The 26522-nt window shown below is 64.0% G+C and carries 31 protein-coding genes, 1 tRNA gene and 1 pseudogene; 22 read left to right on the top strand and 11 right to left on the bottom strand.

Translation table 11 applies throughout. The annotated features are described in order from the left end of the window. The 7 genes from rsfS to rplU all read right to left on the bottom strand — a co-directional run bounded on the left by rsfS (position 1) and on the right by rplU (position 5320). Positions 1-402: a ribosome silencing factor gene (gene rsfS / locus AB1451_09880; protein ID MEW6683210.1), complete on the bottom strand. Its 402-nt coding sequence runs from the start codon at positions 400-402 to the stop codon at positions 1-3. A gap of 48 nt (positions 403-450) precedes the next feature. Further along, positions 451-1137: a nicotinate-nucleotide adenylyltransferase gene (gene nadD, locus AB1451_09875; protein MEW6683209.1), complete on the bottom strand. Its 687-nt coding sequence runs from the start codon at positions 1135-1137 to the stop codon at positions 451-453. A gap of 52 nt (positions 1138-1189) precedes the next feature. Further along, positions 1190-2449, bottom strand: coding sequence for a glutamate-5-semialdehyde dehydrogenase (locus AB1451_09870; protein ID MEW6683208.1), 1260 nt, complete (start codon positions 2447-2449; stop codon positions 1190-1192). Between the two features lie 12 nt (positions 2450-2461). Continuing rightward, a complete protein-coding gene (gene proB / locus AB1451_09865; GenBank protein ID MEW6683207.1) occupies positions 2462-3613 on the bottom strand; it encodes a glutamate 5-kinase in 1152 nt (383 codons plus the stop codon). Further along, complete coding sequence (obgE, locus tag AB1451_09860; protein ID MEW6683206.1) at positions 3610-4656, bottom strand: GTPase ObgE; 1047 nt, start codon at positions 4654-4656, stop codon at positions 3610-3612. The genes proB and obgE overlap by 4 nt, the downstream gene beginning before the upstream one ends. 67 nt (positions 4657-4723) lie before the next feature. After that, positions 4724-4984: a 50S ribosomal protein L27 gene (gene rpmA / locus AB1451_09855; GenBank protein MEW6683205.1), complete on the bottom strand. Its 261-nt coding sequence runs from the start codon at positions 4982-4984 to the stop codon at positions 4724-4726. Positions 4985-5005: 21 nt separating this feature from the next. Further along, positions 5006-5320 (bottom strand): 50S ribosomal protein L21, encoded by a 315-nt coding sequence (gene rplU, locus AB1451_09850; protein MEW6683204.1) that lies wholly within the window; start codon positions 5318-5320, stop codon positions 5006-5008. Between the two features lie 153 nt (positions 5321-5473). Between rplU and AB1451_09845 the strand changes: the two genes are divergently transcribed. The 7 genes from AB1451_09845 (at position 5474) to AB1451_09815 (ending at position 14295) form a co-directional block, all read left to right on the top strand. Beyond that, positions 5474-7609 carry a HEAT repeat domain-containing protein gene (locus tag AB1451_09845; protein ID MEW6683203.1) on the top strand — a complete coding sequence of 712 codons (2136 nt, stop codon included), beginning with the start codon at positions 5474-5476 and terminating at the stop codon, positions 7607-7609. Then, positions 7593-8717 (top strand): HD domain-containing phosphohydrolase, encoded by a 1125-nt coding sequence (locus AB1451_09840; protein MEW6683202.1) that lies wholly within the window; start codon positions 7593-7595, stop codon positions 8715-8717. The genes AB1451_09845 and AB1451_09840 overlap by 17 nt, the downstream gene beginning before the upstream one ends. A 231-nt stretch (positions 8718-8948) precedes the next feature. Further along, positions 8949-9173 carry a hypothetical protein gene (locus AB1451_09835; GenBank protein ID MEW6683201.1) on the top strand — a complete coding sequence of 75 codons (225 nt, stop codon included), beginning with the start codon at positions 8949-8951 and terminating at the stop codon, positions 9171-9173. 153 nt (positions 9174-9326) lie between these two features. Beyond that, positions 9327-11504, top strand: coding sequence for an ABC transporter substrate-binding protein (locus AB1451_09830; protein ID MEW6683200.1), 2178 nt, complete (start codon positions 9327-9329; stop codon positions 11502-11504). After that, positions 11501-12478, top strand: a complete 978-nt coding sequence (locus AB1451_09825; GenBank protein ID MEW6683199.1) for an ABC transporter permease — start codon at positions 11501-11503, stop codon at positions 12476-12478. The genes AB1451_09830 and AB1451_09825 overlap by 4 nt, the downstream gene beginning before the upstream one ends. Beyond that, positions 12475-13911, top strand: a complete 1437-nt coding sequence (locus AB1451_09820) for an ABC transporter permease (protein ID MEW6683198.1) — start codon at positions 12475-12477, stop codon at positions 13909-13911. The genes AB1451_09825 and AB1451_09820 overlap by 4 nt, the downstream gene beginning before the upstream one ends. A gap of 51 nt (positions 13912-13962) precedes the next feature. Further along, positions 13963-14295, top strand: coding sequence for a co-chaperone GroES (locus AB1451_09815; protein ID MEW6683197.1), 333 nt, complete (start codon positions 13963-13965; stop codon positions 14293-14295). A gap of 73 nt (positions 14296-14368) precedes the next feature. On the opposite strand, the gene AB1451_09810 is transcribed toward AB1451_09815, so the two are convergent. Next, the gene (locus AB1451_09810) at positions 14369-14896 is read right to left on the bottom strand and encodes a J domain-containing protein (GenBank protein ID MEW6683196.1); all 528 of its coding nucleotides are present in this window, start codon (positions 14894-14896) and stop codon (positions 14369-14371) included. 292 nt (positions 14897-15188) lie between these two features. Further along, entirely contained in the window at positions 15189-15350 is a 162-nt protein-coding gene (locus AB1451_09805; protein ID MEW6683195.1) for a hypothetical protein, read from the bottom strand. Between the two features lie 145 nt (positions 15351-15495). Here AB1451_09805 and AB1451_09800 point away from each other — a divergent pair. The 5 genes from AB1451_09800 (at position 15496) to AB1451_09780 (ending at position 20068) form a co-directional block, all read left to right on the top strand. Continuing rightward, positions 15496-15580, top strand: a tRNA-Leu gene (locus AB1451_09800). A 98-nt stretch (positions 15581-15678) separates the two neighbouring features. Then, positions 15679-16167, top strand: a complete 489-nt coding sequence (locus AB1451_09795) for a methylated-DNA--[protein]-cysteine S-methyltransferase (GenBank protein ID MEW6683194.1) — start codon at positions 15679-15681, stop codon at positions 16165-16167. Positions 16168-16284: 117 nt separating this feature from the next. Next, positions 16285-18864, top strand: coding sequence for a DNA polymerase I (polA, locus tag AB1451_09790; GenBank protein ID MEW6683193.1), 2580 nt, complete (start codon positions 16285-16287; stop codon positions 18862-18864). 56 nt (positions 18865-18920) lie between these two features. Further along, complete coding sequence (locus AB1451_09785) at positions 18921-19334, top strand: DUF559 domain-containing protein (protein MEW6683192.1); 414 nt, start codon at positions 18921-18923, stop codon at positions 19332-19334. Then, positions 19331-20068, top strand: a complete 738-nt coding sequence (locus tag AB1451_09780) for a hypothetical protein (GenBank protein ID MEW6683191.1) — start codon at positions 19331-19333, stop codon at positions 20066-20068. The genes AB1451_09785 and AB1451_09780 overlap by 4 nt, the downstream gene beginning before the upstream one ends. Here AB1451_09780 and AB1451_09775 read toward each other — a convergent pair. Beyond that, positions 20045-20770, bottom strand: coding sequence for a class I SAM-dependent methyltransferase (locus AB1451_09775; GenBank protein MEW6683190.1), 726 nt, complete (start codon positions 20768-20770; stop codon positions 20045-20047). The genes AB1451_09780 and AB1451_09775 overlap by 24 nt on opposite strands. Positions 20771-20795: 25 nt before the next feature. Then, positions 20796-21590, bottom strand: coding sequence for a hypothetical protein (locus AB1451_09770; GenBank protein MEW6683189.1), 795 nt, complete (start codon positions 21588-21590; stop codon positions 20796-20798). 157 nt (positions 21591-21747) lie between these two features. On the opposite strand from AB1451_09770, the gene crcB reads away from it, so the two are divergent. The 10 genes and pseudogenes from crcB to AB1451_09720 all read left to right on the top strand — a co-directional run bounded on the left by crcB (position 21748) and on the right by AB1451_09720 (position 26381). Beyond that, on the top strand, positions 21748-22137 hold the full coding sequence (gene crcB, locus AB1451_09765; protein ID MEW6683188.1) for a fluoride efflux transporter CrcB: 390 nt from the start codon (positions 21748-21750) through the stop codon (positions 22135-22137). Positions 22138-22153: 16 nt separating this feature from the next. Next, positions 22154-22453: pseudogene (locus AB1451_09760) on the top strand (DUF190 domain-containing protein). 105 nt (positions 22454-22558) lie between these two features. Continuing rightward, on the top strand, positions 22559-22900 hold the full coding sequence (locus tag AB1451_09755; GenBank protein MEW6683187.1) for a DUF190 domain-containing protein: 342 nt from the start codon (positions 22559-22561) through the stop codon (positions 22898-22900). 4 nt (positions 22901-22904) lie between these two features. Continuing rightward, the gene (locus AB1451_09750; protein MEW6683186.1) at positions 22905-23258 is read left to right on the top strand and encodes a hypothetical protein; all 354 of its coding nucleotides are present in this window, start codon (positions 22905-22907) and stop codon (positions 23256-23258) included. A gap of 18 nt (positions 23259-23276) precedes the next feature. After that, on the top strand, positions 23277-23486 hold the full coding sequence (locus tag AB1451_09745) for a hypothetical protein (GenBank protein MEW6683185.1): 210 nt from the start codon (positions 23277-23279) through the stop codon (positions 23484-23486). Between the two features lie 138 nt (positions 23487-23624). Continuing rightward, the gene (locus AB1451_09740) at positions 23625-23870 is read left to right on the top strand and encodes a DUF433 domain-containing protein (protein MEW6683184.1); all 246 of its coding nucleotides are present in this window, start codon (positions 23625-23627) and stop codon (positions 23868-23870) included. Next, on the top strand, positions 23867-24193 hold the full coding sequence (locus tag AB1451_09735) for a DUF5615 family PIN-like protein (GenBank protein MEW6683183.1): 327 nt from the start codon (positions 23867-23869) through the stop codon (positions 24191-24193). Before AB1451_09740 ends, AB1451_09735 begins: the two co-directional genes overlap by 4 nt. Positions 24194-24297: 104 nt before the next feature. Then, positions 24298-25032, top strand: coding sequence for a pirin family protein (locus tag AB1451_09730; protein ID MEW6683182.1), 735 nt, complete (start codon positions 24298-24300; stop codon positions 25030-25032). Between the two features lie 4 nt (positions 25033-25036). After that, positions 25037-26089, top strand: a complete 1053-nt coding sequence (locus AB1451_09725) for a trypsin-like peptidase domain-containing protein (protein ID MEW6683181.1) — start codon at positions 25037-25039, stop codon at positions 26087-26089. A gap of 13 nt (positions 26090-26102) precedes the next feature. Next, positions 26103-26381 (top strand): hypothetical protein, encoded by a 279-nt coding sequence (locus AB1451_09720; protein ID MEW6683180.1) that lies wholly within the window; start codon positions 26103-26105, stop codon positions 26379-26381. The last annotated feature ends 141 nt before the right edge of the window (positions 26382-26522 follow it).

Below are 26522 nucleotides of genomic sequence, written 5' to 3'. Positions count from 1 at the left end.
TTACGCGTGCTCGGCGGGAGGAACCTTCCGTTCTCGGTCGTGATGCCAAGGGGCTCGCCCCTGGCGGCCTTCTGCGCGAACGGGCGGCAGATCGACCTCGGGGGCATCCGCCCACAGGCGCTCAATGCGATAAAACTCGCGCGCCTCACGGTGGAACACGTGGACAACGACGTCGCCGTAGTCGAGGAGCACCCAGCGACCGTGTTCGACCCCCTCGCTGTGCAGCAACCGCACGCCCTCGGCCGCGAGCGCCTCGTCCACGGCTTCGGCGATCGCTTTCACCTGACGCACGGAGTCGCCCGAACCAATCACCAGGTAACTCGCCACCGTGGTGAGCGCGGCCACGTCCAGCACCAGCACCTCCTCCGCCAGCTTGTCGCGGGCGACCGTGCCGGCCAACATCGCAGCGGCTTTATCGGTCAGGGTCGTGCGGGCTCCTCGAACGCTGGCTCACGAGAAGGGTCTCTGATCGTCGCGAACTCCATATAATCTGTTTTTCAGTATATAAGAGTGCACTGGGTCGGGCAAGACCTTTTTCTCCAGGCGACCAGCGGCCAAGTCGCGTCGGACCTGCGTCGAAGAGATATCACACGGCGTGGGTTTGACCAGGCACACCGGAACGCGCGGTCCCAAATCAAGGCTGACCTCACCGGACTGGGCATCGAGACGCTCCAGCACCTTGCGCGGCGTGTCGCCCAACCAGGGGAGGCCGGCGAGTTCGGCGAACGGGACTCCCGACCGGGCGATCACCGCCAGGCGACAGACCGCGAGCAAGCGGTGGGGATCACGCCACGTCGAGAGGTCGCGGAACATGTCTTCCCCCAGCAAAAAGTACAGGTCGGCGTCCGGATACCGGCGGCGGAACTCCTCCATGGTATCGGCGGAATAGGACGGGCCGGAGCGCTTGAGCTCCAGATCATCCACCTCGAACCCAGGCCGCCCCGCGACCGCGAGCTTGGTCATCTGCAACCGGTGGAACGCCGGCGCCAGATCCGCGCTCTTGTGCGGCGGCTCGGCCGCGGGCACGAAGATCACCCGGTCCAATCCGACCAGTTCGCGAACGCGCGCCGCGACGTGGAGATGGCAGACGTGGATAGGATTGAATGTCCCACCGAATACCCCGATTCTCGGTGGCATGGCTAGCCCGTCCATGAATGGTCACGGGCTTCCACGCTCACCACCACAGGTCCTAGGTGCGGATCTGGCCGGAACCGAACACGACGAACTTCGCGCAGGTGAGTTCTTCCAGCCCCATGGCTCCGCGGGCGTGGATGCGGGTGGTCGAAATTCCGATTTCAGCGCCCAAGCCGAACTGGTACCCGTCGTGCAAGCGTGTGGAGGCGTTGACCAACACGGCGGCCGCGTCCACCTCGCGCAGGAACCGCTGGGCGCGGGCATAGTCCGCGGTGAGGATCGCCTCCGTGTGCTGCGAGCCGTAGCGCGCGATGTGGGCCATCGCGTCGTCCAATCCCTGGACCACCTTCACGGCCAGTATGAGATCGAGGTACTCCGCGGACCAGTCGTCCTCGGTGGCCGACACGACACCGGGAGCCGCGGCTTGCGTCCGCGGGCATCCGCGGATCTCCACGCCGGCTTGTTGCAGGTGCCTGATCATCGCGGGCAACCACGAACCCGCGTGGGCCTCGTGCACGAGGAGCGTTTCCATGGCGTTGCACGTCCCGGGACGCTGGACTTTCGCGTTCAGACACACCGCGTCGGCCATGGTCAAGTCCACCGGAGCGTCTACGTAGATATGACAGACTCCTTTGTCGTGTTTGATCACCGGCACGGTCGCCTCGCCGGCGACGGCCCGAATCAACCCTTCGCCGCCGCGCGGGATGATCAGATCCACGTACCGGTCGAGGGTGGCCATTACGCGCACGCCTTCGCGTTCGGTGCGTTCAATCAACGAGATCGCGCCTTGCGGGACGCCGGCTTTTGCGGCCGCGTCGGTCAGCAACATCGCGATCGCCCGATTGGACTGCAGCGACTCCGACCCTCCGCGCAGCAACACCGCGTTGCCGGATTTTAGACACAAGGCCGCAGAATCGGCTGTGACGTTGGGACGGGACTCGTAGATGATACCGATCACGCCAAGCGGTACGCGCATGCGGCCCACCTGCATCCCGTTGGGGCGTACTGCGAGCGACCCGATCGATCCCACCGGGTCGGGCAGCTCCGAGACCTCGCGCAACCCCTTGGCCATGTCTTCGATGCGAGTCGGGGTGAGCGTGAGACGGTCGGTGAACGCGGCCGACCGGCCCTCGCGTCGCGCGGTCTCGACGTCGAGGGCGTTGGCCGTTAAGAGCCCTGTTTGGTTCGCCACCAGCGCGTCGGCCATGGCGCGCAAGGCCCGGTTCTTGACCTCGCCGGGGAGCACGGCGAGCGACGCGGCAGCGCGTTTGGCGGCCTGTGCCTTTTCCGTGATGTGGGTCGCCAGGTCGCTCACGTTCGCATTCCGTCAGGCTCGGTGGGCCTCGTCGATGACCACGAGATTATCGCGATGGATGACTTCGTCATAATATTTGTATCCCAACTGTTTTGCAATCTCGGAGGTCTTGAGACCGCAGATCTTGGCCATGTCCGACGCTGAGTAGTTGACCAACCCTCGCGCCACCACCCGCCCCACGGAGTCGAGGCAGGCCACCGCGTCGCCCGCCGAAAATTCGCCGGTCACCTTGGTGACGCCGGACGGCAACAGGCTCTTCCGACCCTCCACCACGGCTCGAACCGCCCCGGGGTCGAGCCACAACTGGCCGGAGACCCGCACCGCGTGGGCGATCCACTGCTGCCGGCTGTTCAGACTTTGGGGAGTCGGGAGAAACATCGTGCCCACGTCCTCGCCGTGCAGGGCGCGGCTCAGCTCTCCGGTTCGGCGCCCGTCAATGATCAGGGTTGCGGCCCCGCAAGACGCCGCGCGTTTGGCCGCGCTTAGCTTGGTCACCATCCCGCCCGTGCCTTCGCTCCGGCTCGACCCACCCGCGACTCGTTCCACCTCGCGTGTGATGCGGTCGACGTTGACCCGTCGCACCGCCGCGGGATCGCGTCGGGGGTCGCCGCTGTACAACCCGTCCACGTCGGATAGGATCACCAGCAGGCGCGCGTCGATGAGCCCGACGACCAGACTCGCCAGCGTATCGTTGTCGCCAAACTTGATTTCCTCCACGGCCACGGTGTCATTCTCGTTGATGATCGGGACGACGCCCAATTCCAGCAGGGTCATCATCGTGTGGCGGGCATTGAGGAAGCGCGCGCGACGCGACAAATCATCGCCGGTCAACAGGACCTGCGCCACGCGCCGTCCTTGCGCCTCGAACGCCCGATGGTAGGCCCACATCAGGCGGCTTTGTCCCACCGCGGCCGCCGCCTGTTTGAGGGGCAGACCGCGGGGCCGTTCGCGCAACCCCAAGGGCGCCAGACCGGATGCGATGGCGCCGGAGGACACCAGGGCGAGCTCGTATCCCTCGCTCGCCAGCGCCGCGCATTCCCGCGCGAGAAGCCCGATTCGGCGCGTATTGACGCCGCGGGCGTGCGAGGCCAGCACGCTGCTCCCGACCTTGACGACCACACGCCGTACGCCCCGCAGAACGGATCGACGGTCAACGGCGCTCATCCATGCTCCTTCGAGGCCGCGACTCCGGCGGTCGAAACCGGAGACGACGCCCGGGCATCGGCCACGCGGCGGCCCACCGCCCGCACGAGCGCGGCAACGCCCTCGCCGGTCGCGGCGGAGATCCCCAAATACGACCACCCCCGATCGCGACAATAGGCCTCCAGCACGCGTTCGTCGCCGGTTGCGGCGTCGAGCTTGGTCCCCACCACGGCGAACGGCCTGGCGACGAGTTCGGGATGGGTGAGGGCCAACTCGCGGCGCACGGCTTCGAGATCCTCGACCGGATGATGCCCCGCCGCCTCCGACACATCGACCAGATGCAGGAGGAACGCGGAGCGCTCCACGTGACGGAGGAACTGGAACCCCAATCCCCGCCCCTCGTGCGCGCCCTCGATGAGTCCCGGAATGTCGGCCGCCACAAAACTCTGTCCCTCCGCCCAGGTCACCACTCCCAGCGCGGGTTCCAGCGTGGTAAACGGGTAGGACGCGACCTTGGGGCGAGCCGACGAAATCGCGGCCAACAACGTGGATTTCCCCGCGTTGGGCAGCCCCACGAAGCCGACATCGGCGAGCAACTTGAGCTCCAACGCGAGGGTGCGCTCTTCACCCGGAGTCCCGGGCTCCGCAAACGTCGGCGCCTGGCGCGTGGGGGTGGCAAAGCGACTGTTGCCGCGTCCGCCGCGTCCGCCCGGGGCGACGACGACCTCCTGCCCGGGCACCGTGAGGTCGGCCAAGGTCTCGCCGTGCGTGACATCCCGGATCAGCGTGCCGACGGGAACGCGAATCACCAGGTCGGGACCGCGTTTACCGGTCTGGTCCTTCCCGCGGCCGTGTGCCCCGCGTTGGGCCGTGTAGTGCCGCTTGTACCGGAAGTCCAGGAGCGTGCGCAGTTGAGGATCCGCGCGCAGGATCACGCTCCCGCCGTCGCCGCCGTCGCCGCCGTTCGGTCCCCCCCGGGGAACGAACGCCTCACGACGAAAGCTCACGCACCCGTTTCCGCCGTCGCCGGCTTTCACCTGGATGGAGAGATGATCTATAAACATGGGGTCGAGCCGCGGACCGCGGGCCGACGACACCGGGGCGCGTCGCCCCAACAACGGGAAGAAGGAGTTACGCTGAGACGGGATACACGCTCACGCGCTTGCGGTCCGACCTTTTTCCTTCGAACGTCACGACGCCGTTGATCTTGGCGAAGAGCGTGTCGTCGCTCCCGCGCCCGACGTTGAATCCGGGATGGAACTTGGTGCCGCGCTGGCGAACCAAAATCGCCCCCGCCGACACCAGCTCGCCGCCATACCGCTTGACGCCCAACCGCTGCGCGTTGCTGTCGCGGCCGTTTTGCGTTGATCCCTGTCCTTTTTTATGCGCCATGGCGTCCTCGTGCCGCCCGCGTCATGCCGCGGCGATCTGCGTAATTTTGATGGTGGTGAGCTGCTGGCGATGGCCTCGGGTACGCCGAGAATTCTTCCGCCGCCGCTTCTTGAACGCGATGACCTTTTTGCCCCGGGTCTGCGCGATGACCTCCGCCGACACCCGCGCCCGCTCCACGTGCGGGACGCCGACGACCAACCCCTGATCGCCGCCCACGGCCAGCACGCGGTCAAACTCCACCACGGCTCCGACCGGACGGTCCAGTCGTTCAACCTGCACCAATTCCCCGGGCGTCACGCGGTATTGCTTGCCGCCCGTTTCAATCACTGCGTACATCGGATGGTCCTCCTTACCGGAAGATAGAATCCGCATTTTGTATCACTCCGATCCAACCAATGTCAAGGCGCCGACGCGGCCGCCGTCTTTTGACAGACCCCCGGGTTGCTCCTATCCTAACATCGCGTGTCGTCTGCAGACTTGGCGCTGGCCATGGCAGTTGAAGGACCCACACCTCCCCAGGTTATTCCGGTGCTCGTCGAGCTCCACCAGGCGGCGCGAAAAATGGTGTTGTATCCGCCGACGCACGCGCTCATTCCCAAAGCCATCGACAGCTTGGCCCAACGATTTGAGGCGCTCTGGCCGACTCACCCGACGCTGACCGTCGACGTCGGCGCCAAGCACCTGCTCTTGGCAGGCGAGCCCCTGGACCCGCAGAATCCGGTGCTCAAGGAATTGACCCACGCGTTGTCGTCCGCCCACGTCGCGCGCATGACGGTTCGCCAGGGCGTGGACCACGACGGGCTGTCTCGCCTCCTCGTGTGGCTCAAGGAACGCAACGCGTCTCCCGAAGCGCGACAACAGAGCCTCGCAGCGCTTCACCAGGCCGTCCCCGCGATCGAAATCGCACTGGTCAGTTTTCGACACGCCACCGCGGACGCGCAAGGATCGGCGTCTCGCGGCGACACGTGGAGCCAGCTCCTGGACGCGCTGCTCGAGGCCGGATTGGAAGAGCGTAGCCCCGGCGGCGCGCCCGGCGGCGAGACACCGGAGAGCCAACAACCCGAACGGTTGGCGGAACTGATCAACCGCGCGTCCACGACCGGCGACTCCGGGCGGTACGAGCGGCTCGTGCTCGAACACCTGCAGCGCCTTGCCGCCCCGCTGCACGATCCCGCAACGGGAGACCAGCGCGCCGCACCGTTGCCCGAGGCCGAACGCAAACGGCTCGCCACGCTGGTCGAACGGCTCGATCCGCCGGTGCGCGAACGCCTGTTTCGCCTCGCGTTCGCGCCGGACAGTCCGGGACCCGGCGCGTTGGCGGCGATCTTGGCGGACCTGTCCGAACCGGTCCTGCTCGAGGTCTTGTCCCAGATCCAGTCCCACGGCGGAACCATCTCGATCCCGACGCTGGAGCTGCTCAGGAAGTTCGTGGGGCTCAGTCGGGAGCAACCCGCCTTGGCTCCGTCCATCGCGGAGCGGCTGGACGGGCTCGAACTGGCGGATCGACACGCGTTGTACGCGGAGCTGTTCCACAAGAAGACGGAGAAGAACTTCTATCCGGATAGTTACGCTAAGACGATCAAGGGGCTGTCTGGTACCGCGCCCGCCTTCGCAGCCGTCGCCCATGAGCCGATCGGAGACCTCGTCGATCCGGTCGATGAGGCGCAGATTCACCGCCACCTCGCGATCGTGATGACCGAACTCCTGGAGCTTCCCGCCGCGGCCCCCAGTCAGGCCGCCCTCATCGAACGGCTGGGCCAGGCGCTGGAAGACCCGCTGGTGGGCGGACATCCCGAGGCGGTCGTAGGGGTGTTCGAGGCCATCAGGGCGTGTCGGCCCGCCAACCCGGAGGCGAAGCAGGCGTTCGACAAAACGCTGGCCCGCATGGTGGCGCCCGTGGTACGGGCGATCCCCAAAATCGACAAGGCGCGGGCCGCGGCGATCGCGGACCACCTGGTCGCCATCGGCGAACCCATCGTCGCCGCGTTGTTGGAGATCTTGAATGCCGCGACCGACCCTGGCGACATGGTCCTTCGCAAGCGCCTACTCGACGTCCTCGCGCGAATCGGCCGACCCATCGCGCCGGCCGTGTTGCCCTGGCTCAAGGACGAGCGGTGGTTCATCCTCCGGAACATGATTTTTCTGCTGGGCGAAGCCCGAGTTTCGGAGGTGCTCCCGAAGCTCAAGCCCTTCGCCACGCACGCCCACGAGCAGGTCCGCTTGGAAGCGCTGCGCGCGCTCGGGTCGATCAGCCCACCAGAAGCCCTGCTGGACACGCTGGCTGTCGGCGTGCAGGACAAGGATGACCGCGTGGCCTCCTGCGCAATCTCCCTTCTGCTCCAGCGACCCACGCCGGCTACGGTGGAGCGCCTTCGGCAGATCTACCACTCCCGCGCCTCGCGCCTATCGGAGACGCGGAAACTCAAGATCATCGAGGCGTTGGGACGCTCGAACGAACCGGCGTGCGTGGCGTTTCTGAGCCGACTGGCCAGGCGTCGGCGATTCATCTTGTTCGATCTCCCGAAAGACGCGGTGGTTCGCAAAGCCGCACGCGAGGCGTTGCGCCGGCGTCGGCTCAAGGTGTCGGAGCGACAAAGCGCGGAGGAACATGGGCGCGCAGCCTGAGTGGTCCCTCTCTCCGATCGCGGCCGATCCCCGCTATCGGCTGCTCCGACAGATCAGCCGGGTGTTGCGCGGGCGGTCGCTCTATCCCGCCGGTCACCCGCAGCTTCGTGACGCCGTGAGCGAGTTACTCGGCAGTCTCGATGGGCTGTTCGAGGGGCGCGAAGAGATTCGCATCGTGGCGGTCGATGACCGGCTGTTCGTTGACGATGTCCGAAGCCTCGAGCTGGAGATGGTCTCCCACGACCTCAAGGGTCGGCTCAAGACCCGCGGCATCGAGATGCTCATTTTCCAAGCCGGTGTGGAGGGTCACGAGTTGCTGGCCTTGGTGGACGGCCTCACGGCCGGCACGGTGCCGACGCTGCCCCATATCCAGATCGGCAAACTCTCGGCCGACCGCCCGGAGTCGCCGTCCGGCCGCGCACAATTCGACTTCGGTCCCCAGGTCCAGGAGCTGCGTCAGATCTTCGAAGGATGGGATGAGATCCAGGGGCTGGTGATGGATCACGTCGAGCGAATCATGCGCGTATTGGAAGATCAGCTCTTTGCCAATCGGTCGTCCCTGATCTCCTTGGCCAGCTTGAAGAGTTATGACGAATACACGTACACGCACGCGATCAACATCGCGATCCTGACCATGGCGCAAGCCGAGTCGTTGGGCGTGCCCAAGACGTTGATCCACGACTTCGGCATCGCGGCCATGCTGCACGATATCGGGAAGACCTTGGTTCCCGAGCACATTCTCAAGAAACCCTCCAAGCTGGAACCCCACGAGTACGAGGAGATGAAAAAACATCCCATCACCGGGTCGATCCTGCTCTTGCGCAACCCGGCGATTCCCAAGCTGGCCGCGATCGTGGCGTATGAGCACCACCTCTTGTACAACGTGTCGGGGTATCCTACGCTTCCGCGATCGCGCTCCCAACACCTGTGCAGCATGTTGACCTCGCTGTCGGACTTCTACGACGCCCTCCGCACCAATCGGCCCTACCAGACCGCACGTCCGTCGGACGAAATTCTGGCCATGCTGGAGACGCGCATCGGCACGCACTTCGAGGAACGCCTGGCTCGTCACTTCGTGGCCCTCATTCAAGCACGAACCGTGGCGTAGTCGTCGTAACCGAACGCTTCGACTCCTTATTACGGTCGGGCTTCTTTTTGAGGAACACACGACGAAACTCCGTCGATTCAACTCGACTTCTGCCATGTTTCCGGCACCAGGTGAGCGCGTACACCTGTTTTACCGCAGTTTGGCTGGCACACGAATTGAAGGCCGGTATGTTTTCAAGGAGTTCAGTGTGCGTGGCCGTGTTTGTGGCTGACTCACCCAGGAGGACTTCCCATGGGGCACGTGGTTTCCCCGGCCGCGTTTGACCAAATAGCGATCCCGATGCCCGAGGCTCGCGCAAGGCCCCTCTCGTCGTGCTGCCAACAGGCCGTGTCGGATGCGCTGGAGACCGCTGCCTCAACGGGATCCGTCGCGACCGTCACGATGCTGGCGACCGTGACCATGCTGATGGTGGGTTTTGTGTTCGGACTCACCACGGCGTGGGTGTTATTCGGCTGATTCTGCCCGAACAATCCACGCGGTCGCTTCGGCGCATATCTGAACGGTTGGACAGCGCGTAGCAGGCACTGCTGCCGCTTGACGATCACCGCCGCAAGACCCCTCGCACCCCGCGTTTGACTTTCTGCCGAGCGCTTCACTACGATGGCCCCCATGCCGGGGGCTCGTCGGCTGTCGATCTACCTCAGCGTCCCGTTGTTGTCTGCTCAGATCCTTCTCACCGGGCTGTCCGGGTGCACTGGTTCGCCGTGGAATAATCCGTATCCCGGCTCGGACGAAGGCCGCAACATCCTTTACTCGTCGTTCGACGAACGCCCCAAGCACCTGGACCCTGCGCGGTCGTACAGCGCGAACGAGGCCGCGTTCACCGCCCAGATCTACGAACCGCCGCTCCAGTACCACTTTCTCAGACGGCCCTACGAACTCATCCCGCTGACCGCGACCGAGGTGCCCCGGCCCGCCTACCTGGACGCCCGGCGCCGTCCGCTGCCCGACTCCGCGTCGGTGGAACAGATCGCGTACAGCGTGTACGACATCCACATCCAGCCCGGTATCCGGTACCAGCCCCACCCCGCGTTTGCCGCCGACGCCGGGGGGCGCTTCCTCTATCACGACCTTGCGCCAACGGACCTTGCGCGCGTGTACGCGTTGTCGGACTTTGCCCAGACCGGCACGCGCGAGCTCGTGGCCGACGACTACGTGTACCAGATCAAACGCCTGGCCCATCCCAAGGTGCATTCGCCGATCTTCGGCCTCATGAGCGAATACATCGTCGGGCTCGGTGACTACGCCGGGGTCTTGGCCAAAGCGCTCGCTGATCACCCCTCCGCGTTCCTGGATTTGACGCAGTATCCGCTCGAAGGCGCTGCGGTGGTGGACCGCTACACCTACCGGATCACGGTCAAGGCAAAGTATCCGCAGATGGTGTACTGGCTCGCCATGCCGTTTTTCGCACCCATCCCATGGGAGGCCGATCGGTTCTATTCCCAGCCCGGCATGACCGAGAAGAACATCACGCTCGACTGGTACCCGATCGGCACTGGCCCCTTCATGCTCACGGTCAATAATCCCAACCGCCAGATGGCCCTGGAGCGGAACCCCAACTTTCACGGCGAGCGCTATCCCTCGGATGGCGAGCCGAGCGATCGAGCCGCCGGGTTCCTGGTCGACGCTGGAGAGGCGTTGCCCTTCATCGACAAGGCCGTATACAGCCTGGAGAAAGAAAGCATTCCGTATTGGAACAAGTTCCTCCAGGGCTACTACGACGTCAGCGGCATCAGCTCCGAGACTTTCGACCAAGCCGTACAGATGACCGGACACGGCGAGGTGGGGCTCACCGAAGCGATGGAAGCCAAAGGGATCCGGCTGGTCACGTCCGTTGAGACGTCGATCTTTTACCTGGGCTTTAACATGCTCGATCCGGTTGTCGGAGGATATTCCGAGCGCGGTCGCAAGCTCCGGCAGGCGATTTCGATCGCGTACGACGACGACGAGTTCATTTCGATCTTCCGCAACGGGCGCGGCAGCCCAGCGCAGGGGCCCATTCCCCCGGGGATCTTCGGGCACTTGGAAGGACCGGCGGGCGTGAACCCCTACGTCTACGACTGGGTGGACAATCGCCCCCAGCGCAAGTCCATCGCGGACGCGAAGCGGCTGTTGATCGAAGCCGGGTTCCCCAATGGCCGCGATGCCCAAACCGGCAGACCCTTGGTGCTGCATTTCGACGTCACGACGGGTGGGCCCGAGGACAAAGCGCGTCTGGATTGGGTGCGCAAACAGTTCGCCAAGCTGGACCTTGACCTGGAGATTCGCGACACCGACTACAACCGCTTCCAGGACAAGATGCTCCGGGGCGACGCCCAAATCTTTCAGTGGGGCTGGAACGCGGACTACCCCGACCCGGAGAATTTTTTGTTCCTGCTCTACGGCCCCAACATCAAGGTCGGCAAGAACGGCGAGAACGCGGCGAACTATCAGAACCCAGAGTTCGACCGGCTGTTCGAACGCATGAAGAACATGAACAACGGGCCAGAACGGCAGGCCATCATTGATCGGATGGTGGAGATGGCCAGGCGGGACGCGCCCTGGGCCTTCGGATTTCACCCTAAGCAGTTCACGCTTCACCACGCCTGGTACCACAACGCGAAACCCAACCTGATGGCCAATAACACGCTGAAATACAAGCGCATCGATCCTGGGCAGCGCGCAAAGCAACGCGCCGCGTGGAACCGGCCCAAGCTCGCCCCGATCGCGGTGGCCCTGTTGCTACCAGTGGCGGTGGTCCTGCCCGCAGTGATTCGGCACATTCGGCGCACCCGAGCCCCGGGATGACCCGATACCTGATCCGCCGTCTCCTCTACGCGGTGCCGATCCTCATCGGCGTCAATCTCATCACCTTCACCCTGTTTTTTGTCGTCAATCCACCCGACAACATGGCGCGCATCCATTTGGGCGTGAAACGGGTCACCCCGGAAGCGATCGCCAAATGGAAACACGAGCACGGGTACGATAAACCATTGCTATGGAACGGAACCGCACCCGGCGGCGGCAAGGTGACCGACACCATCTTCTTCGAGAAATCGCTCTCCCTGTTCGCGTTCCAGTTCGGGAGCGCCGACGACGGCCGCGACATCGGCTACGATATCCAACAGCGGATGTGGCCCAGCCTCGCAATCGCGGTCCCGATCTTCGTCGTCGGCATCCTGATCAACGTCACGTTCGCCATGACGCTGGCGTTTTTCCGCGGCACGTACCTCGATCTGTGGGGCGTGGTCCTCTGCGTGATCCTGTTGTCGATTTCCTCGTTGTTCTACGTCATCGGCGGACAATACGTGATCGGCAAGCTGCTGAACCTCACGCCGATCTCCGGATACGACACCGGCACGGCCGCCGCGAAGTTCTTGGTGCTGCCCGTGCTGGTGGGCGTGGTCAGCGGCGTCGGGGCGAGCACGCGGCTGTACCGAACGGTGTTCCTCGAAGAGATCGGCAAGGACTACGTCCGCACCGCGCGCGCCAAGGGTTTGTCGGAAGCGCGCGTGCTCTTCAAACACGGCCTCAAGAACGCCATGATTCCGATTCTGACCGGCGTGGTGGTGATCATTCCCGCCCTGTTTCTGGGCAGCCTGATCCTGGAGTCCTTTTTCGGCGTGCCCGGCCTCGGTAGCTACACGATCGACGGAATACGCTCGCAGGACTTCGCGATCGTGCGCGCCATGGTGTTCCTGGGGTCGGCTTTATACATCGTGGGGCTGATCCTGACCGACGTGTCCTACACGCTCGTGGATCCGCGGGTGCGGCTGGAATGACCTCGGTGAAGCCCGTGTTGCTGTGGACCGACGCCCTGCTGTTCGTGCTGGTGGGCCTGACCGTCGCGGCGGCGCTGTATACGCGGCAGCGGGAGCACTTGCGCGCGCCCTGGCGCGTGGTGCGGCGCAGCCGGCTGGGCATGGCCGCGCTGGTCGTGCTCGCCGCGTACGTGGCGATCGGGTTGCTCGACTCGATCCACTTTCGCCGGGCGCTCCCGCAGACCGATAACCCCGCAACCGCGACCCGCGTGGACTATTCGACCGAGGTCCTGAGCGCACTTGACGCCCTGGTCCTCCCCCTGAAGGATCGGGTGGAAAAAACCTACTCCGCGCCGTTCGCCACGCACTTGTACGCCAAGGAGACGGTGGAGCGTCCCGACGGGACGACCACGCGCGACTTCCCCCGCCTCCGCTACGGCGGCGCACATCTGGCCGATCCCGCGGCCGACCGCGCGCGAGACATCGCCGCGACTGCGGCGGTTGGCGCGATCCAGGGCCTGCTGGTCTGGGCGCTGCTGATCGTCGGCGTCAGCGCCTGGCAGGTCCGTCGGCACCGGCTGCCGTGGAACACCATGCTGGCACGCTTCATCCGGGGTGAGACCGATACGCCCTGGCGGGTCATCCTCGCGACACTCGGAGTGCTGCTGTTGCTCGGCTTCGTGGTGGGTCACTGGGCGGTCAAGTACCACGTGCTCGGCACCGACAAAGTCGGAACGGACGTGCTGTACCTCTCGCTCAAAAGCGTCCGCACCGGCATCGCGATCGGCACGCTCACCACGCTGATTATGATGCCGTTCGCCATCCTGCTCGGAATCACCGCCGGATACTTCAAGGGATGGGCCGACGACGTGATCCAGTATCTGTATACGACGCTCAGTTCGATTCCCGGCGTGCTGCTCATCGCCGCGGCAATTCTGACGCTCCAAGCGTATATTGCCGTGCACCCCGAGGCGTTCGATACCGCGGCCGTCCGTGCCGACGCACGCCTGCTGTTCTTGTGCGCGATACTCGGCGTGACGAGCTGGACGGGCCTGTGCAGGCTCCTACGGGGTGAGACTCTCAAGCTGCGCGAGATGGAGTACGTCCAAGCCGCGCAGGCATATGGCGCGGGGTCGATGACGATTATGATGCGGCATCTGCTGCCCAACGTGATGCATATCGTGCTAATCACCCTCGTGCTGGACTTCAGCGGCTTGGTGCTGGCCGAGGCCGTTCTGTCGTACGTGGGCGTGGGCGTCGATCCCACCACCATCAGTTGGGGCACCATGATCAACAGCGCCAGACTGGAAATGGCGCGCGAGCCCATGGTCTGGTGGTCGCTTGCCGCGGCGTTCACCTTCATGTTCACGCTCGTGCTGGCCGCCAACCTGTTCGCCGACGTGGTACGCGACGCGTTGGATCCGCGTCTTTCCGACAGCCGCAAGGCGGCTTGATTCGGGCGAGGCGACGTTTCTATAATTTTGTTCCTGAAAGGAGGACGTGAGATGAAGATTCGACCGTTGCACGACTGGGCCGTGGTCAAACAATCGTCAGGAGAAGAGCGCACCGCCGGCGGCCTATACATCCCGGACACCGCCAAGGAAAAGCCCCAGGAGGGCGAGGTCATCGCAATCGGCGAAGGTCGTTGGAAGTCCAAAGACGAGGACAACTACCGATCGGGAAAAAAGAAGAGCACTGAGGACAAGATTTTCGTCAAGACCACGCTAAAACCCGGAGATAAAATCCTCTACGAGAAGTACGCGGGCTCGAAGGTGACGGTCAACGGTGAAGAGTTCGTGCTCGTGCGGGAAGAGAACGTCCTGGGGATTCTCGCGTAAAGACTGTTCAAACGTTCAAGGGTTCAAAGGTTTAACTTGAACCCCTTGAACCCTTGAACAATTTGAACGTGGTTTATTTGGTGACCTGTGCTTTGATTAACTGATACGCAGCCATGAGCTTGCGCAAACGCGGCTCATGGCTGCGGTCCCCGCCGTTCATATCGGGATGAAATTCCTTCACGAGTTTTCGGAACGCCGCGGTGATCAGCGCAGGGCGCGTGTCCGGCTCCACGCCGAGGATCTCGTACGCCTCGGTGAGCGATGAGACTTCGGGTCGCGAGGTCTCGGCCTGTCCGTTGTCTCCTTGGGACTGGCGAAAGAAATTGAAAAAGTTGATGCGCTGTCGCCGCCGCATGGGTCGCTGACGCAACGCGGCATCGATCTCCTCGCAGCGATCTTCGAGGATCACGAACCGCGCCTCGAAGCGCTTCAGCGCCTCCACGCTGTCCAACGAATCAAAGTCCGCGGTGACTCGACAGAACAACGACTCGAGCTCCTCTAACGCCTCTTCGTGCCGAAAATAGTGATCGATCTGGTGTTCGAGCAGATTGTCGAGCGCAAACTCCATCCCGGCGCTGATCTTGCGCTGGAGCCCGTCCATGCGCTCCCGCAAAGCGTCATGGAGAGCAAAGAACCGCGAGGTACCGTCTCTCATTAGAGAGAAGAGGGATCAGGGAACCGTATCCAGAGTGGCCCATTTCAGCCTGGCCAGGAATGGGCCAAATGCAAGGCGCCGCGAGCACCGCACCGGAGCATACTGCTGAGTGCGTACGTGAGGCGAATGGCGCCACGAAGAAGTGGCGCCCAAGCTACGAGCGCCGCCGAGACGGTGAGGCGGCCGTGGCACCTTAAGAGAGCGGCAACGCAGCAGATGGCCCTTCATGGTCAGGCTCCTAACCAGTCTCAGGACCGTAGCTACCACCGTTGCAATCCAAACAGATCCAATCGCCATCCGCCATCATCGTCGGCTCGCCGCAGAACGGGCACTCGGGCCCATCGCGCTTGGGGATCACCAGCGGGGGCAGCTCGATGTCGTCGAAATCATCGGTAGGCACGGAACCACTCCGCGGAACGGATCGATTCTAACAGAATCCGTAGTGCCGTGGAACGCCGATTGCTTCGCCAGCCGGTTGAGATGTATAATCCGGCCCGCGCGTGGGGGCTATCCCCTCTGCTCTCGCCCCGCGCGATGCACGCCGAGCCGAAGTGGTGGAACTGGCAGACACGCACCTTTGAGGGGGGTGTGGGGCAACCCGTGGGGGTTCAAATCCCCCCTTCGGCACCATGGCAACGCACCTTACCTAGGAGGCTGCGAACGTCATGACTCTTCCTTCTTTGAGCACCACCCGGCCCCTCCCCCGTCCCACCCGCAGCAGAAGCGTCTTGCGGAATCTTGGCGATTCCCTCACCACCGCCAGTTCGGTGGCGTTGCCGTGGGGACGCGCCCGCGTCGTGATCGGGCCGCAGGGAGTCATCGAGCTCGACATCAGGCCGCCGTTCCATGACAAATACCCCCAGGCGCCCGCGTCCGATCCGATGCATCGCGCGGCCCACGAGCAGTTGCGCGCCTATGCACGCGGACAGCTCAAGGACTTCTCGCTTCCTCTCGATCCGCAAGGTACGCCGTTTCAGCGGGCGGTCTGGGCCGCGCTGCTCAGGATCCCCTATGGGGAGACGCGGACGTACGGCGAGATCGCCGCAATGATCGGCCACCCCGGGGCTGCGCGCGCCGTGGGCATGGCATGCCGGACCAACCCCATAGGCTTGATCATCCCCTGCCATCGGGTTGTTGGCGGTGACGGAACCCTCACGGGCTATGCCGGCGGGCTGGCTCTGAAGGCAAAGCTGCTGCAACACGAACGCACTCACTAGTTCCACACCACGTTATTCGTTCTTCGTTGTTTGTTGTCCGTGACGAACAACAGACAACTGCCCGCGAACAACAGTTGTCTTCCCGGTCGCCCCTAGTGTAGTGTTCGGCACGGTCCCATGCCCCAACGACTCTTCCTCATCGACGGCCACGGCTATATCTACCGCGCATTTTTCGCGCTGCCGCCGCTGTCCACGTCCAAAGGCTTTCAGACCAACGCGGTCTTCGGCTTCACCAACATGCTGCTCAAGATCGTTCGCGAGCAGCAGCCCGATTATCTCGCGGTGGCGTTCGATACCGTCGGTCCCACGCAACGGCACGTCGAGTACACGGACTACAAAGCCCACCGCCCGCCCATGCCGGACCCCATGGCCCGGCAGATCCCCTATATCGAACGCATGGTCGAGGCCTTCAACATTCCCAAGCTCGTCCTGGAGGGGTACGAAGCGGACGATTTGATCGGCACCATCGCCCGCCAAGCCGAGGCGCAAGGGCTGGAGGTCACAATCGTCACCGCGGACAAGGACATGCTGCAGCTCGTCACGCCGAGCGTGAAGGTGTTCGACACCTTGCGAAACAAGATGTTCGGTGAAGCCGAGGTGCGCGAGCGGTTCGGCGTCGCGCCGACTCTGGTGCCCGATGTGTTGGGGCTGATGGGAGACTCGACAGACAACATCCCCGGCGTCAAAGGCATCGGGGAAAAGACCGCCACCAAACTGGTCGGCGAGTTTGGCTCGGTGGAGCAGATTCTCAACCGGCTTCCCGATATTCCCCAGCCTAAACTGCGCGCCGCGCTGGAACAGCACGCTAAGGAGGCGCGCCGATCGCGCGGCCTCGCCACGATTGCCACCGACTGCCCGGTCACGCTCGATCTCGCGCGGTTCAAGCGGCAAGATCCGGACCAAGGCCGACTCGTGGCCTTGTGCCGCGAGTTGGAATTCACGGCGCTATTGAAATCCCTTACGCCCGCGCCGTCAGCGCCGGCCGTCGCGGTCGCAACCGTGGACGGCGCCACGTTCGAGCAAGCGATGGCGCGCGGTCGCGACGCACGGGCCGTCACGCTCGCGGCAGCGTGGAGCGAAGGGCTGGCGGTGAACAGCGAGCCCACCGCGTTGGCGTACGCCGTGGTCGGCGGCGAACAAGGGGTGATCGACGCGACTCGACACGCCGACCACGTGGTTCGCGGATTGACGGCCCTGCTGGGCGACGACCGGGTCACGATTCGCGGCCACAACGTCAAGCCTCTGCTGGTGTGGGCCTTCGGACGCGGCATCCCGGTGCGCGCCGGATTCTGGGACAGCATGCTCGCGGCGTATCTGTTGAACGCGAATCGGTCCGATCAACGCCTGGCGCCCGTGGCGCTGGAATACCTTTCACAAACGATTGCGGCTTCAGACGGTCCGGACGCGGCCGCGGATTGGTGCCGCGCGACCGAGGCGCTGGTGGACGACCTCGCGGCGCGCCTTGCCGCGGACGGTCAGACCGAGGTGCTGGAGCGCGTCGAGCTCCCGCTCATTCCGGTTCTCGCCCGCATGGAAGCGCTCGGCATCCGTGTGGACGCGGACCTCCTGAGTTCCCTGAGCAAAGAGATGGATGTGCAGATGGCGGGGATGATGCAACGGCTCTACACCCTGGCCGGCGGCGAGTTCAACGTCAATTCCCCCAAGCAGCTCGCCGAGATCCTGTTCACCAGGCTCGGCCTGGCCCCGATTAAAAAAACCAAGACGGGGTATTCCACGGACGAGAGCGTGCTCACGCAGCTCGCCGCGCAGCACGAGCTGCCCGCCGAGATTCTGGCCTACCGGCAGCTCTCCAAGCTGAAGTCGACGTACGTCGACGCGCTGCCCGCGCTGATCAACCCGCGCACCGGTCGGATCCACACCACGTTCCACCAAGCCGTCGCGGCCACCGGGCGCCTGTCCAGTAGTGATCCCAATCTTCAGAACATCCCGATCAAGGGTCCGATGGGCCCGCGCATCCGCGCCGCGTTCGTGCCCGAGCCCGGGTACACGCTGCTGTCCGCGGACTACAGCCAGATCGAGCTGCGTATTCTGGCGCACCTGTCGGGCGACGAACGCCTCCTCGAGGCGTTCCGGACCAACGGCGACATCCACACCGACACCGCGCGCACTCTGTTCAACCTGCCCGCGTCGGAGATCACGCCCGCGATGCGTCGAGCCGCGAAGACCGTGAACTTCGGCATCATTTACGGGATCTCTCCGTTCGGCTTGTCAGAGCAACTCGGCGTGTCGCAAGCCGAGGCCAGACGCTATATCGACGAGTACTTCATCCACTTCGCAGGCGTGAAGCGCTTTGTGGACGCGACGATCGACAAAGCGCGCGCCGACGGCCACGTCACTACGCTCGTGGGCCGTAAGCGCCCGATCCCTGAGTTGGCCAGCGCCAACCCCGCGCATCGCAGCTTCGGCGAGCGCAGCGCCGTGAACAGCCCCATCCAGGGCAGCGCTGCGGACATCATCAAACTCGCGATGATCAACATCGATCGACGCCTTCAAACCGAGGGGCTCGACGCGCGGATGCTGCTGCAAGTGCACGACGAACTGGTCTTCGAGGTGGTCGAGCGGGACGTCGTGGCGCTGAAGGCGCTCGTGAAGGCCCAAATGGAGGGGGCGTACCCGCTATCCGTACCGATCCGCGTGGATATCGGGACAGGACAGAATTGGGCGGAGGCTCACTGACGCTCCAGGGCCTTCTTCCCCCCTTTGACAAAGGGGGGCAAGGGGGGATTTGCCCTGTGCTCAACTATCGACCAGACCTGAAGCAGGTCGCACGGCGCCTCCGCCAGGAGATGACTCAGAGTGAGCAGGTTCTCTGGTCGAGAGTGAGAAGGAAACAGATCGCCGGAATTCAGTTCTATCGCCAGCGACCAATTGCCGGCTTTGTCGTGGACTTCTATGCTCCGCGTGCCAAGCTCGTCGTAGAGGTCGACGGATCCCAGCACTTCGCCCCTGAAGGAAGTCTCCAGGACGCGCGGCGCGACATAGTGCTGAGAGGGTTCGGTCTATGCGTATTACGTTTTGACAGCGCGGAAGTCCTTCGGCACACCGACGCTGTCACCGAGGCCATCCGTGAGGCGGTGGTGGACCGCAGGCGGGAAATCCCCCCTCCCCCCTTTTTCAAAGGGGGGGGACGACAAGGGACTGAGTGAGTCGTCTCGCCGCGCGTTCGACCCACAACGCGCGACTCTCCGAGTGGTTCGTCCCCCGCAGAGGACCGCTGTGGTTTCGAACCGCCATCGGCCTGCTCTTTCTGCCGTACACCGGCATGGTGCTGTCTTACACCGTGATCGGCGGCATGCTCGCGACGTCGGTCGTGTGGCATCGTGTCGGTGCGCTGTTAGTAATCTATTTCTTTGGATTGGGTATAGCCGCGCACGCGCTGGACGCGCTGGGGAGCCGCGGCATCAAGCCGTGGGGCGAGGTGTTCTCGCGCCGGCAACTATGGTTTGCCGCGGGTGGTTCACTGATCGCGGCCTACGCGATCGCGGGGCACTATAGCTTCTGGTACGTGCCGTGGCTCGCGGCCGTTGCCGTGGTCGAAGGCTTTTTCGTGTTCGCCTACAACCTCGAATGGTGGAACGGCCGTTTCCACACCGACGGCTGGTTTGCGTTGTCTTGGGGCGCACTGCCGGTACTGGCCGGATACGCGATGCAGACTAACGGCGTGTCCGTCGCGGCCCTGATCGTCGCGGCAGCCATGGCCGCGTTGAGCGTGGTGGAAATCACCGCGTCGCGCGCCTATAAGGATCTGAAGCGGAAATCGACTCGATCCGCGGACGAGACGGCGTCCGCCACCATGTACGAACGCATTCTGAAAAGCGTCAGCCTCGGGGTAATCGCGCTTGGAATAGGTGTCGCCCTATTCCGGTTCACGCACGGTTAACGGCGCCAAGGCTGTCACGATGGCCGACCCGCCCAACGTCTGCCACTCGAACCGCACATCTGAAAATCGCCGCTGACGCAGTAACTCTTGCAGTTGGCTCGTCCAGCGCGTGCGTTCGATCAACTCCGGCAACCCATCGTATATCGCCTTCCACGGGGGGAAGATCTTCGACCCGAGGGTTTGCAACATCCGAAAGTAGGCTCTCCAAACCCCCAACGCGAGACGATTCGGCGGCAAGGTGAAGTCATGCATCATGAGCAATCCGCCTGGTTTGAGCCATCCGACCACGCGATCCACCAACACCGGTAGGTCGGCGTATTTGGCGAGGTAGGACGCGGCGACCACGTCGAAGCGTTGGTCGGTCGCGAAGTCCTCGGCGCGGCTCAAGACAAATTGGATGCGAGGATCGGGCGCGGCCGCCAATTTCGCCCGCGCACGTTGCAGGTACTCGTCCCGAAGCTCGACGCCCACGACGCGCGCGCGGGGAAACGCACGGCTGAACGCGAACGTCGAAATTCCGGTCCCACAGGCCAGGTCGAGGATCGCTCCCGGCTCGCCCTTCTGCTCACGCGCGATCCGGACCATCCGACGCTTCCACGCCGGGTCGAAGCCCAGCGTGGCGACGCGGACCATGAAGTCATACGTGGAACCGGTTCCGCGGAAGAAGCGTTCGACGAGGTCGAGTCGAGGGTCCGAGGTCACGAACGCCCCGCTCGCAGCATGGCAACTAGAATGTGACGCCGAGTTTCACGCCGATGATGTCTTGCTCGGACTTCGGCTGCAGACAGCCGCTCGTGGAGATACTGCACGATACCACGTTGCTTTCTCCGAGCCGAACGGCTTGCCAGAAGACGCCCAGGTCGGCCTGGGGTTGACGCAGCCCGAGTTCAAGCGTCCAGCCGATGTTCAACCCGTTCTCCACGTACAACGCCTCGCCTGTTGCGTCGGTGAGATCGATCACCTCGGTCGCCCACAGCAACGGATCCGCGGAGAACACCCCATACAGGCGCCAGCCGGCGGAGGCTGTTTGGTCCAACCGTAGGCCCAGTCGCCCGACGATCGTGTAGTACCACTCGGGATATCCTTCGACGTTTCCAGTCGATTCGATCTGGCGAAGCCACCAGCGGTACGCGACTCCCACGAAAGGCTCTGCGCGCCAACTCCCGCGAGCCTTGCGCCATCCCACCGTGCCTTCTTGAATCATTCCCGCGTAGGTGGTCTGCGTGTTGATCGGCGTCGTCGGGTCTGAAATAAGCGCCGTGTCATAGTTCACCCGACCGAGCATCACGCGGACATCCCCCCGCAGAGTGAGCGCTGGCATCGCAGACGATGGGGAGCCGCTTACGAAGCCTCCCAGCAGAACCATGGGACCCAGTTCCTCTGGATAGATGGGGGCCACGTCCTCCACCCAACGGTAGACTGCGAGCGCGGCGTCCAGCCGGTACTCCACCGCACGCGCCGGCTGAGCCGTGAGGACCAGCACCACCAGCACTCCAGTCAACACCCCTAGCGATTTCCGCATATCGGCCGTCTCCTCACAGGGCGTCCGCGCCACTATAAACCATCCCCGACTCAAGTCAAGACGCGTATCCCATTACTCGATTCCCTGACGCTGGACGCCGGGGGGCGAATTCCTTTAAGGTAGCGCCGGACAGCGGGTGGGAGAACGGAGGACGACCGTGCGCCAGATCATGCCCTATCTCTTGGTCGGAATCGGAGGGTTTTTCGGAGCCAACGCGCGGTTTCTGGTCGGCACGTGGATCGGCTCCACGTTCGGCACGCGGTTTCCTCTCGGCACGTTCGTGGTCAATATCTCGGGCTGTTTCCTGATCGGCATTCTCGGCACGGTCATCCTGGAGCGGCTGATCGCGCGGCCGGAGCAGGTGCAGCTCCTGCTGGCCATCGGCTTCCTCGGCGCCTACACCACCTTCTCGTCGTTTGAATTCGAGAACCACGCGTTGCTGATGGACGGCGAGTGGCTCATCACCGCGTTGAACATCGCGCTCAGCGTGATCCTCGGTCTCGCGGCGGTTCGGCTGGGCGTGCTGGCGGCGCGCGCGTGGTTCTGACATCGGATGCGGGCCCGTGAAGCTCGAAGGCGAACAGGTTCTGTGCCGGTTCTATCTGACCACGGCTGACCGCGCGGGACTGCAACCCGCGTACGAGGTGATCGTGGAGACGGCGCGTCGCGAACACCTCGCGGGCGCCACGGTGCTCAAGGGGCACATGGGATTCTCGCAGGGCGGCGCGATGCTCACCGAGCAGGCGTGGGGCGTGAGCCATCCGATGCCTGTGATTGTCGAAGTTGTGGATGCGGACGCGCGGATCCGCAGGCTGCTCGCGCGGGTGGCACCCCGCATCCATTCGGGAATGGTCACGCTCGAGCGCGCCCACGTGTTGTACTACCGAGGTGGCGCGGATGACGGGGCCGCCGTTTCCCTCGATGCGCCCGCGATCGAGGCGCTTCCCGCAGGGCAGGAGGTCACATCCATGCAGATTCCTGAAGAAGGCGTCTTGCTCAGAATTTTCATCGGCGAAAGCGACGTGGAGGCGCGCACCGGACGGCCCCTCTATGAGGCGTTGGTACACCGGGCCAAGGAAATGCACTTGGCCGGGGCCACCGTGCTGCGCGGACCCATGGGCTTCGGCAAACACTCGCGGCTGCACACGTCCAAACTGGTCGAGCTGTCTCGCGATCTGCCGATGGTGATCGAGATCGTGGACTCCGAACCCAAGATCCAATCGTTTCTGCCGGTGGTGGACCAGTCGGTCACGGAAGGTCTGGTCACGATGGAAAAGGTGCGGGTGCTGAAATACGCCGCGGAGGCCTGACGGGATGCACGAGGCGGAACGCGCCGGAGCTCAGGCCTTTTTCCTCGCGCACATCTTCTTCCTGGTGGTCTTCGTCGCGCTGGTGGCCTCGCTCGTCATCGTCCTGGTCAAACGTCGTCAACTCGTCCCGCTCGTCCTGGCCATCCTGCCCCTCATTCTGATCTTCACCACCGCCTTCCTCGCGCGCCCGTTCCCGCTGGCGCACCAGATCGTCAACATCGTCTACGACGCCCTGCTCGTCGGCAACACGATCTACTTCTGGCGCACCGGCCCGCGATTCGTCGGCCCGTCGTACTTGGTGGGCGTGTTGGGCACGGTGCTGGACTTCGCCATGCACTTCGTGATCAAGATCGCGTGAACGAGTGGACAACTCTGAATGAAGAAGAGAGATCGCGAGCCGATCGACTTAGATGACCTGACCGCCAAGATTCGGGCCTGGCAGAAGCGTCACAACACGCCAGAGAAGGTCGCAGCTGCCCACCGAAAAGTACTCTTGGATAGGGTCGTGCAGTCGATGGCGTTCGAAGGCGAGCAGGTAAGCAAGGCTCGGCTCAAGTCGCTGCTCAAGCGTCGGAAGAACACATAGCTGGCGATGTGGATGGCCCCTTAGCTTGTGCATCGCTCCGGCCGGTCACTGGACCGAACATTGAAAGGCCGCCAGCTACCGTGTATGATTCAACTACGCTGCGGGTCTGTCGCTGGGGTATCCGGAGGGGGATGTGCTATGACACTGGTTATCGAGGAGAAAGAGCTCAATCGGCTGCCGATCACGGTCGACCCTGACATCCTGGGGGGACGTCCCGTCTTTCAAGGAACGCGGGTACCCGTTGACACCCTTCTGAACAACCTCGAAGCGGGCTTAACTCTGGATGAATTCCTTGACAATTTTCCAACCGTCTCCCGCGCGCAAGCGTTACAGGTCCTCGAGTTTTCGAAGAGCACCCTTCTCAAGCTTAGCCAGCCTCGTTGAAAGTCCTGCTCGACGAGTCGGCGCCGCGGATCATTCAGCGCCGACTGTCCGATGCGGCAATCCGGACCGTCCAAGAGATGGGTTGGGCTGGCATCAAAAACGGCGATCTGCTCGAACGGGCGGAACGCGAGTTCGACATCTTCGTCACCGCCGACAAGAATCTCCGGCACCAACAGAACCTTTCCCGGCGCCGACTCGCGATCATTGTGCTACCCAGCAATCAAATCCCCATCGTGCTCAACCTCCTCACCGAGATCGAACAGGCCATTAGCCGAGCGGTTCCGGGAACCTATGTGGAAATTGTCCTACCGAACGACGTGTAAAGTCGGCGTCAGCCGAGTTCCCTGACAACAACGCCATCACCCTTTACGAAGCCCCACGGTCGTCGTACAGTCAGATCGTATTCCCTGACATGGAGGAGAACGTCATGCCGGCCGCGTTGACGCAGATTCAGCGCAGCACCGATCGCTTCGTCACGTCGATCGATTGGCTGCACGGGCGACACAGCTTCAGTTTCGGGCCGCACTACGACCCGCAGAACACGCATCACGGCCTCCTCCTTGTGAACAACGAGGACATCGTGAGACCCGGGACCGGGTTTCGCACGCACCCGCACCAGGACATGGAAATCGTGACGTGGGTTTTGGAGGGCGAGCTCGAACATAAGGACACGTTGGGCAACAAGGGCATCATTTACCCTGGTCTGGCGCAACGCATGAGCGCGGGAACGGGGATCTGGCACAGTGAGATGAATCCCAGCGGCGACGCGCCGGTGCACTTCGTTCAGATGTGGGTCGTGCCCGATACCGAGCGGATCGACCCCGCGTACGAGCAGTTGGATATCAACAGCCAGATCGCCAAGGGCGGCCTGGTGCCGCTGGCGTCGGGGTGCGGGCATCACGCGGCCATCTCGATCCGGCAGAAGGACGCGGTGTTGTGGGTGGGGCGGCTCAGGCCCGGGGAGACGGTTACAGTACCCGACGCGCGGTTTGTCCACGTGTTTGTACCCAAAGGCGCTGCGGACCTGGAAGGCGTGGGACGCCTGGAAGCCGGCGACTCGGCACGGCTGGTTACGGCGGGCTCGCGCAAGCTTGTCGCGGATGCGGCCGCCGGGGCGGAGGTATTGGTGTGGGAGATGAGCTCCCACCTGAGAGGATGGTGACATCATGAAATTCGACAGAGATTTCGACCACGCTATCGAGTTGCTCAGCCACGACGGCTCTCATATCGCGGAGCCGCGGGGCGAGCCGCGGGCGAGCGATGCGGAGTTGCTGGACGCCTACTCGGACGCGGTCACGACCGCGGCGGATCGGGTGAGTCCCTCGGTCGTCAACATCGACGTGCACCGTCAGGTGAGCGGACCCGCGCGTCGGCGCTCGTTCGAGGCCCAAGGCAGCGGATCGGGATTCCTGTTCACCCCCGACGGATTCATTCTGACCAACAGCCACGTGGTGCGGGGCGCGGACCGGCTGACCGTGACGTCGTTCGACGGTCGCCGCGCGGAAGCGGATCTGATCGGCGACGATCCCGACACGGATCTGGCCGTCATCCGTATTGGCGCGCACGGGCTCCCGGCCGTGACGTTCGCGGACTCGCACGCGGTCCGCGTGGGACAGCTCGCGATCGCGATCGGCAATCCGTACGGGTTTCAGTGTACGGTCACGGCCGGGGTGGTGAGCGCGCTCGGCCGCTCGCTCCGCGCGACCTCCGGGCGCCTGATCGACAACGTGATCCAGACCGACGCGGCGCTCAACCCCGGCAACTCCGGGGGGCCGCTCGTGGACAGCCGCGGCCGCGTCATCGGCGTGAACACCGCGGTCATCCGGCCGGCCCAGGGTATCTGCTTTGCCATCGGGATCAACACCGCGGCCTTCGTGGCGGGACGGTTGCTCAAGGACGGCCGCATCACCCGCGGCTATCTCGGCGTTGCAGGACAGGACACGCCCTTGCGCCGCCGGCTGGTTCGTTTTCACGACCTCCCCGTGGAGCGCGGGATTCTGGTGGCGTCCGTGGAATCCGACAGCCCGGCCGAACGCGCAGGCGTGCTGCCGGGCGACGTGCTCATCGCCTTCGGCGACCAGCCGGTCGACGGCATCGACGCGCTCCACCGGCTGCTGGTGGACACGGCCGTGGGCGTGGCCTCCACGCTCACGTTGATCCGCGGCACCGAGCGGCTGGCGGTCACGATCGTTCCGGAAGCCTCGCGGTCGCGCCGCTGATTCCTTCCGCGGTATGAGCGACCAGGACACGGACCTCGACGAGCTCCTGGGCCGCACGCGTTGCGCGCGTTGCGGTCAGGTGCTCCACGGGGAGATCGAATGCCCGTTTTGCGGGCTGTTCCCGGAGTCGTCACACGCGCGTCGGCTGCCCACGTGGGTGTTCTTCACCGCGTGCTTTCTCACCTCCCCGCTCAGCCTGCCGGTCGTGCTCTCGACCCGGCGGCTGACGGGTACCCAGAAACTGCTGGCTGCGTCGGGGATGGTCGGCTGGTTTGGCGTCTGGTGGTTCTAACCCGAATAATTCATGAAACTTGAAACGACAACGCCTCCGCTGTGGTATAAGTGCTGTTGCGGGCAGCAATTTCCCACCTCGGAGGCGTGTCGATGCGAGCGGATGATAGCACACAGGGTGTTCTGTTTCCCAGCCTGGCGG

It is taken from the genome of Nitrospirota bacterium, assembly GCA_040757335.1.
GTDB lineage: Bacteria > Nitrospirota > Nitrospiria > 2-01-FULL-66-17 > 2-01-FULL-66-17 > JBFLXB01.
The sequence above is the reverse complement of the archived record's forward strand: the minus strand, read 5'-3'. Positions and strand labels throughout refer to the sequence as shown.

What these genes read in the sequence shown, in the direction of transcription:
- rsfS (MEW6683210.1), bottom strand. Translation starts at nt 402, where the DNA reads ATGTTGGCCGGCACGGTCGCCCGCGACAAGCTGGCGGAGGAGGTGCTG.
- rplU (MEW6683204.1), bottom strand. Translation starts at nt 5,320, where the DNA reads ATGTACGCAGTGATTGAAACGGGCGGCAAGCAATACCGCGTGACGCCC.
- AB1451_09830 (MEW6683200.1), top strand. Translation starts at nt 9,327, where the DNA reads ATGCCGGGGGCTCGTCGGCTGTCGATCTACCTCAGCGTCCCGTTGTTG.
- AB1451_09825 (MEW6683199.1), top strand. Translation starts at nt 11,501, where the DNA reads ATGACCCGATACCTGATCCGCCGTCTCCTCTACGCGGTGCCGATCCTC.
- proB (MEW6683207.1), bottom strand. Translation starts at nt 3,613, where the DNA reads ATGAGCGCCGTTGACCGTCGATCCGTTCTGCGGGGCGTACGGCGTGTG.
- polA (MEW6683193.1), top strand. Translation starts at nt 16,285, where the DNA reads ATGCCCCAACGACTCTTCCTCATCGACGGCCACGGCTATATCTACCGC.
- AB1451_09770 (MEW6683189.1), bottom strand. Translation starts at nt 21,590, where the DNA reads ATGCGGAAATCGCTAGGGGTGTTGACTGGAGTGCTGGTGGTGCTGGTC.
- AB1451_09720 (MEW6683180.1), top strand. Translation starts at nt 26,103, where the DNA reads ATGAGCGACCAGGACACGGACCTCGACGAGCTCCTGGGCCGCACGCGT.
- AB1451_09835 (MEW6683201.1), top strand. Translation starts at nt 8,949, where the DNA reads ATGGGGCACGTGGTTTCCCCGGCCGCGTTTGACCAAATAGCGATCCCG.
- AB1451_09730 (MEW6683182.1), top strand. Translation starts at nt 24,298, where the DNA reads ATGCCGGCCGCGTTGACGCAGATTCAGCGCAGCACCGATCGCTTCGTC.
- AB1451_09725 (MEW6683181.1), top strand. Translation starts at nt 25,037, where the DNA reads ATGAAATTCGACAGAGATTTCGACCACGCTATCGAGTTGCTCAGCCAC.
- AB1451_09845 (MEW6683203.1), top strand. Translation starts at nt 5,474, where the DNA reads ATGGCAGTTGAAGGACCCACACCTCCCCAGGTTATTCCGGTGCTCGTC.
- nadD (MEW6683209.1), bottom strand. Translation starts at nt 1,137, where the DNA reads ATGCCACCGAGAATCGGGGTATTCGGTGGGACATTCAATCCTATCCAC.
- AB1451_09750 (MEW6683186.1), top strand. Translation starts at nt 22,905, where the DNA reads ATGCACGAGGCGGAACGCGCCGGAGCTCAGGCCTTTTTCCTCGCGCAC.
- AB1451_09840 (MEW6683202.1), top strand. Translation starts at nt 7,593, where the DNA reads ATGGGCGCGCAGCCTGAGTGGTCCCTCTCTCCGATCGCGGCCGATCCC.
- AB1451_09815 (MEW6683197.1), top strand. Translation starts at nt 13,963, where the DNA reads ATGAAGATTCGACCGTTGCACGACTGGGCCGTGGTCAAACAATCGTCA.
- AB1451_09745 (MEW6683185.1), top strand. Translation starts at nt 23,277, where the DNA reads ATGAAGAAGAGAGATCGCGAGCCGATCGACTTAGATGACCTGACCGCC.
- obgE (MEW6683206.1), bottom strand. Translation starts at nt 4,656, where the DNA reads ATGTTTATAGATCATCTCTCCATCCAGGTGAAAGCCGGCGACGGCGGA.
- AB1451_09810 (MEW6683196.1), bottom strand. Translation starts at nt 14,896, where the DNA reads ATGGACGGGCTCCAGCGCAAGATCAGCGCCGGGATGGAGTTTGCGCTC.
- AB1451_09820 (MEW6683198.1), top strand. Translation starts at nt 12,475, where the DNA reads ATGACCTCGGTGAAGCCCGTGTTGCTGTGGACCGACGCCCTGCTGTTC.
- rpmA (MEW6683205.1), bottom strand. Translation starts at nt 4,984, where the DNA reads ATGGCGCATAAAAAAGGACAGGGATCAACGCAAAACGGCCGCGACAGC.
- AB1451_09755 (MEW6683187.1), top strand. Translation starts at nt 22,559, where the DNA reads ATGCAGATTCCTGAAGAAGGCGTCTTGCTCAGAATTTTCATCGGCGAA.
- AB1451_09740 (MEW6683184.1), top strand. Translation starts at nt 23,625, where the DNA reads ATGACACTGGTTATCGAGGAGAAAGAGCTCAATCGGCTGCCGATCACG.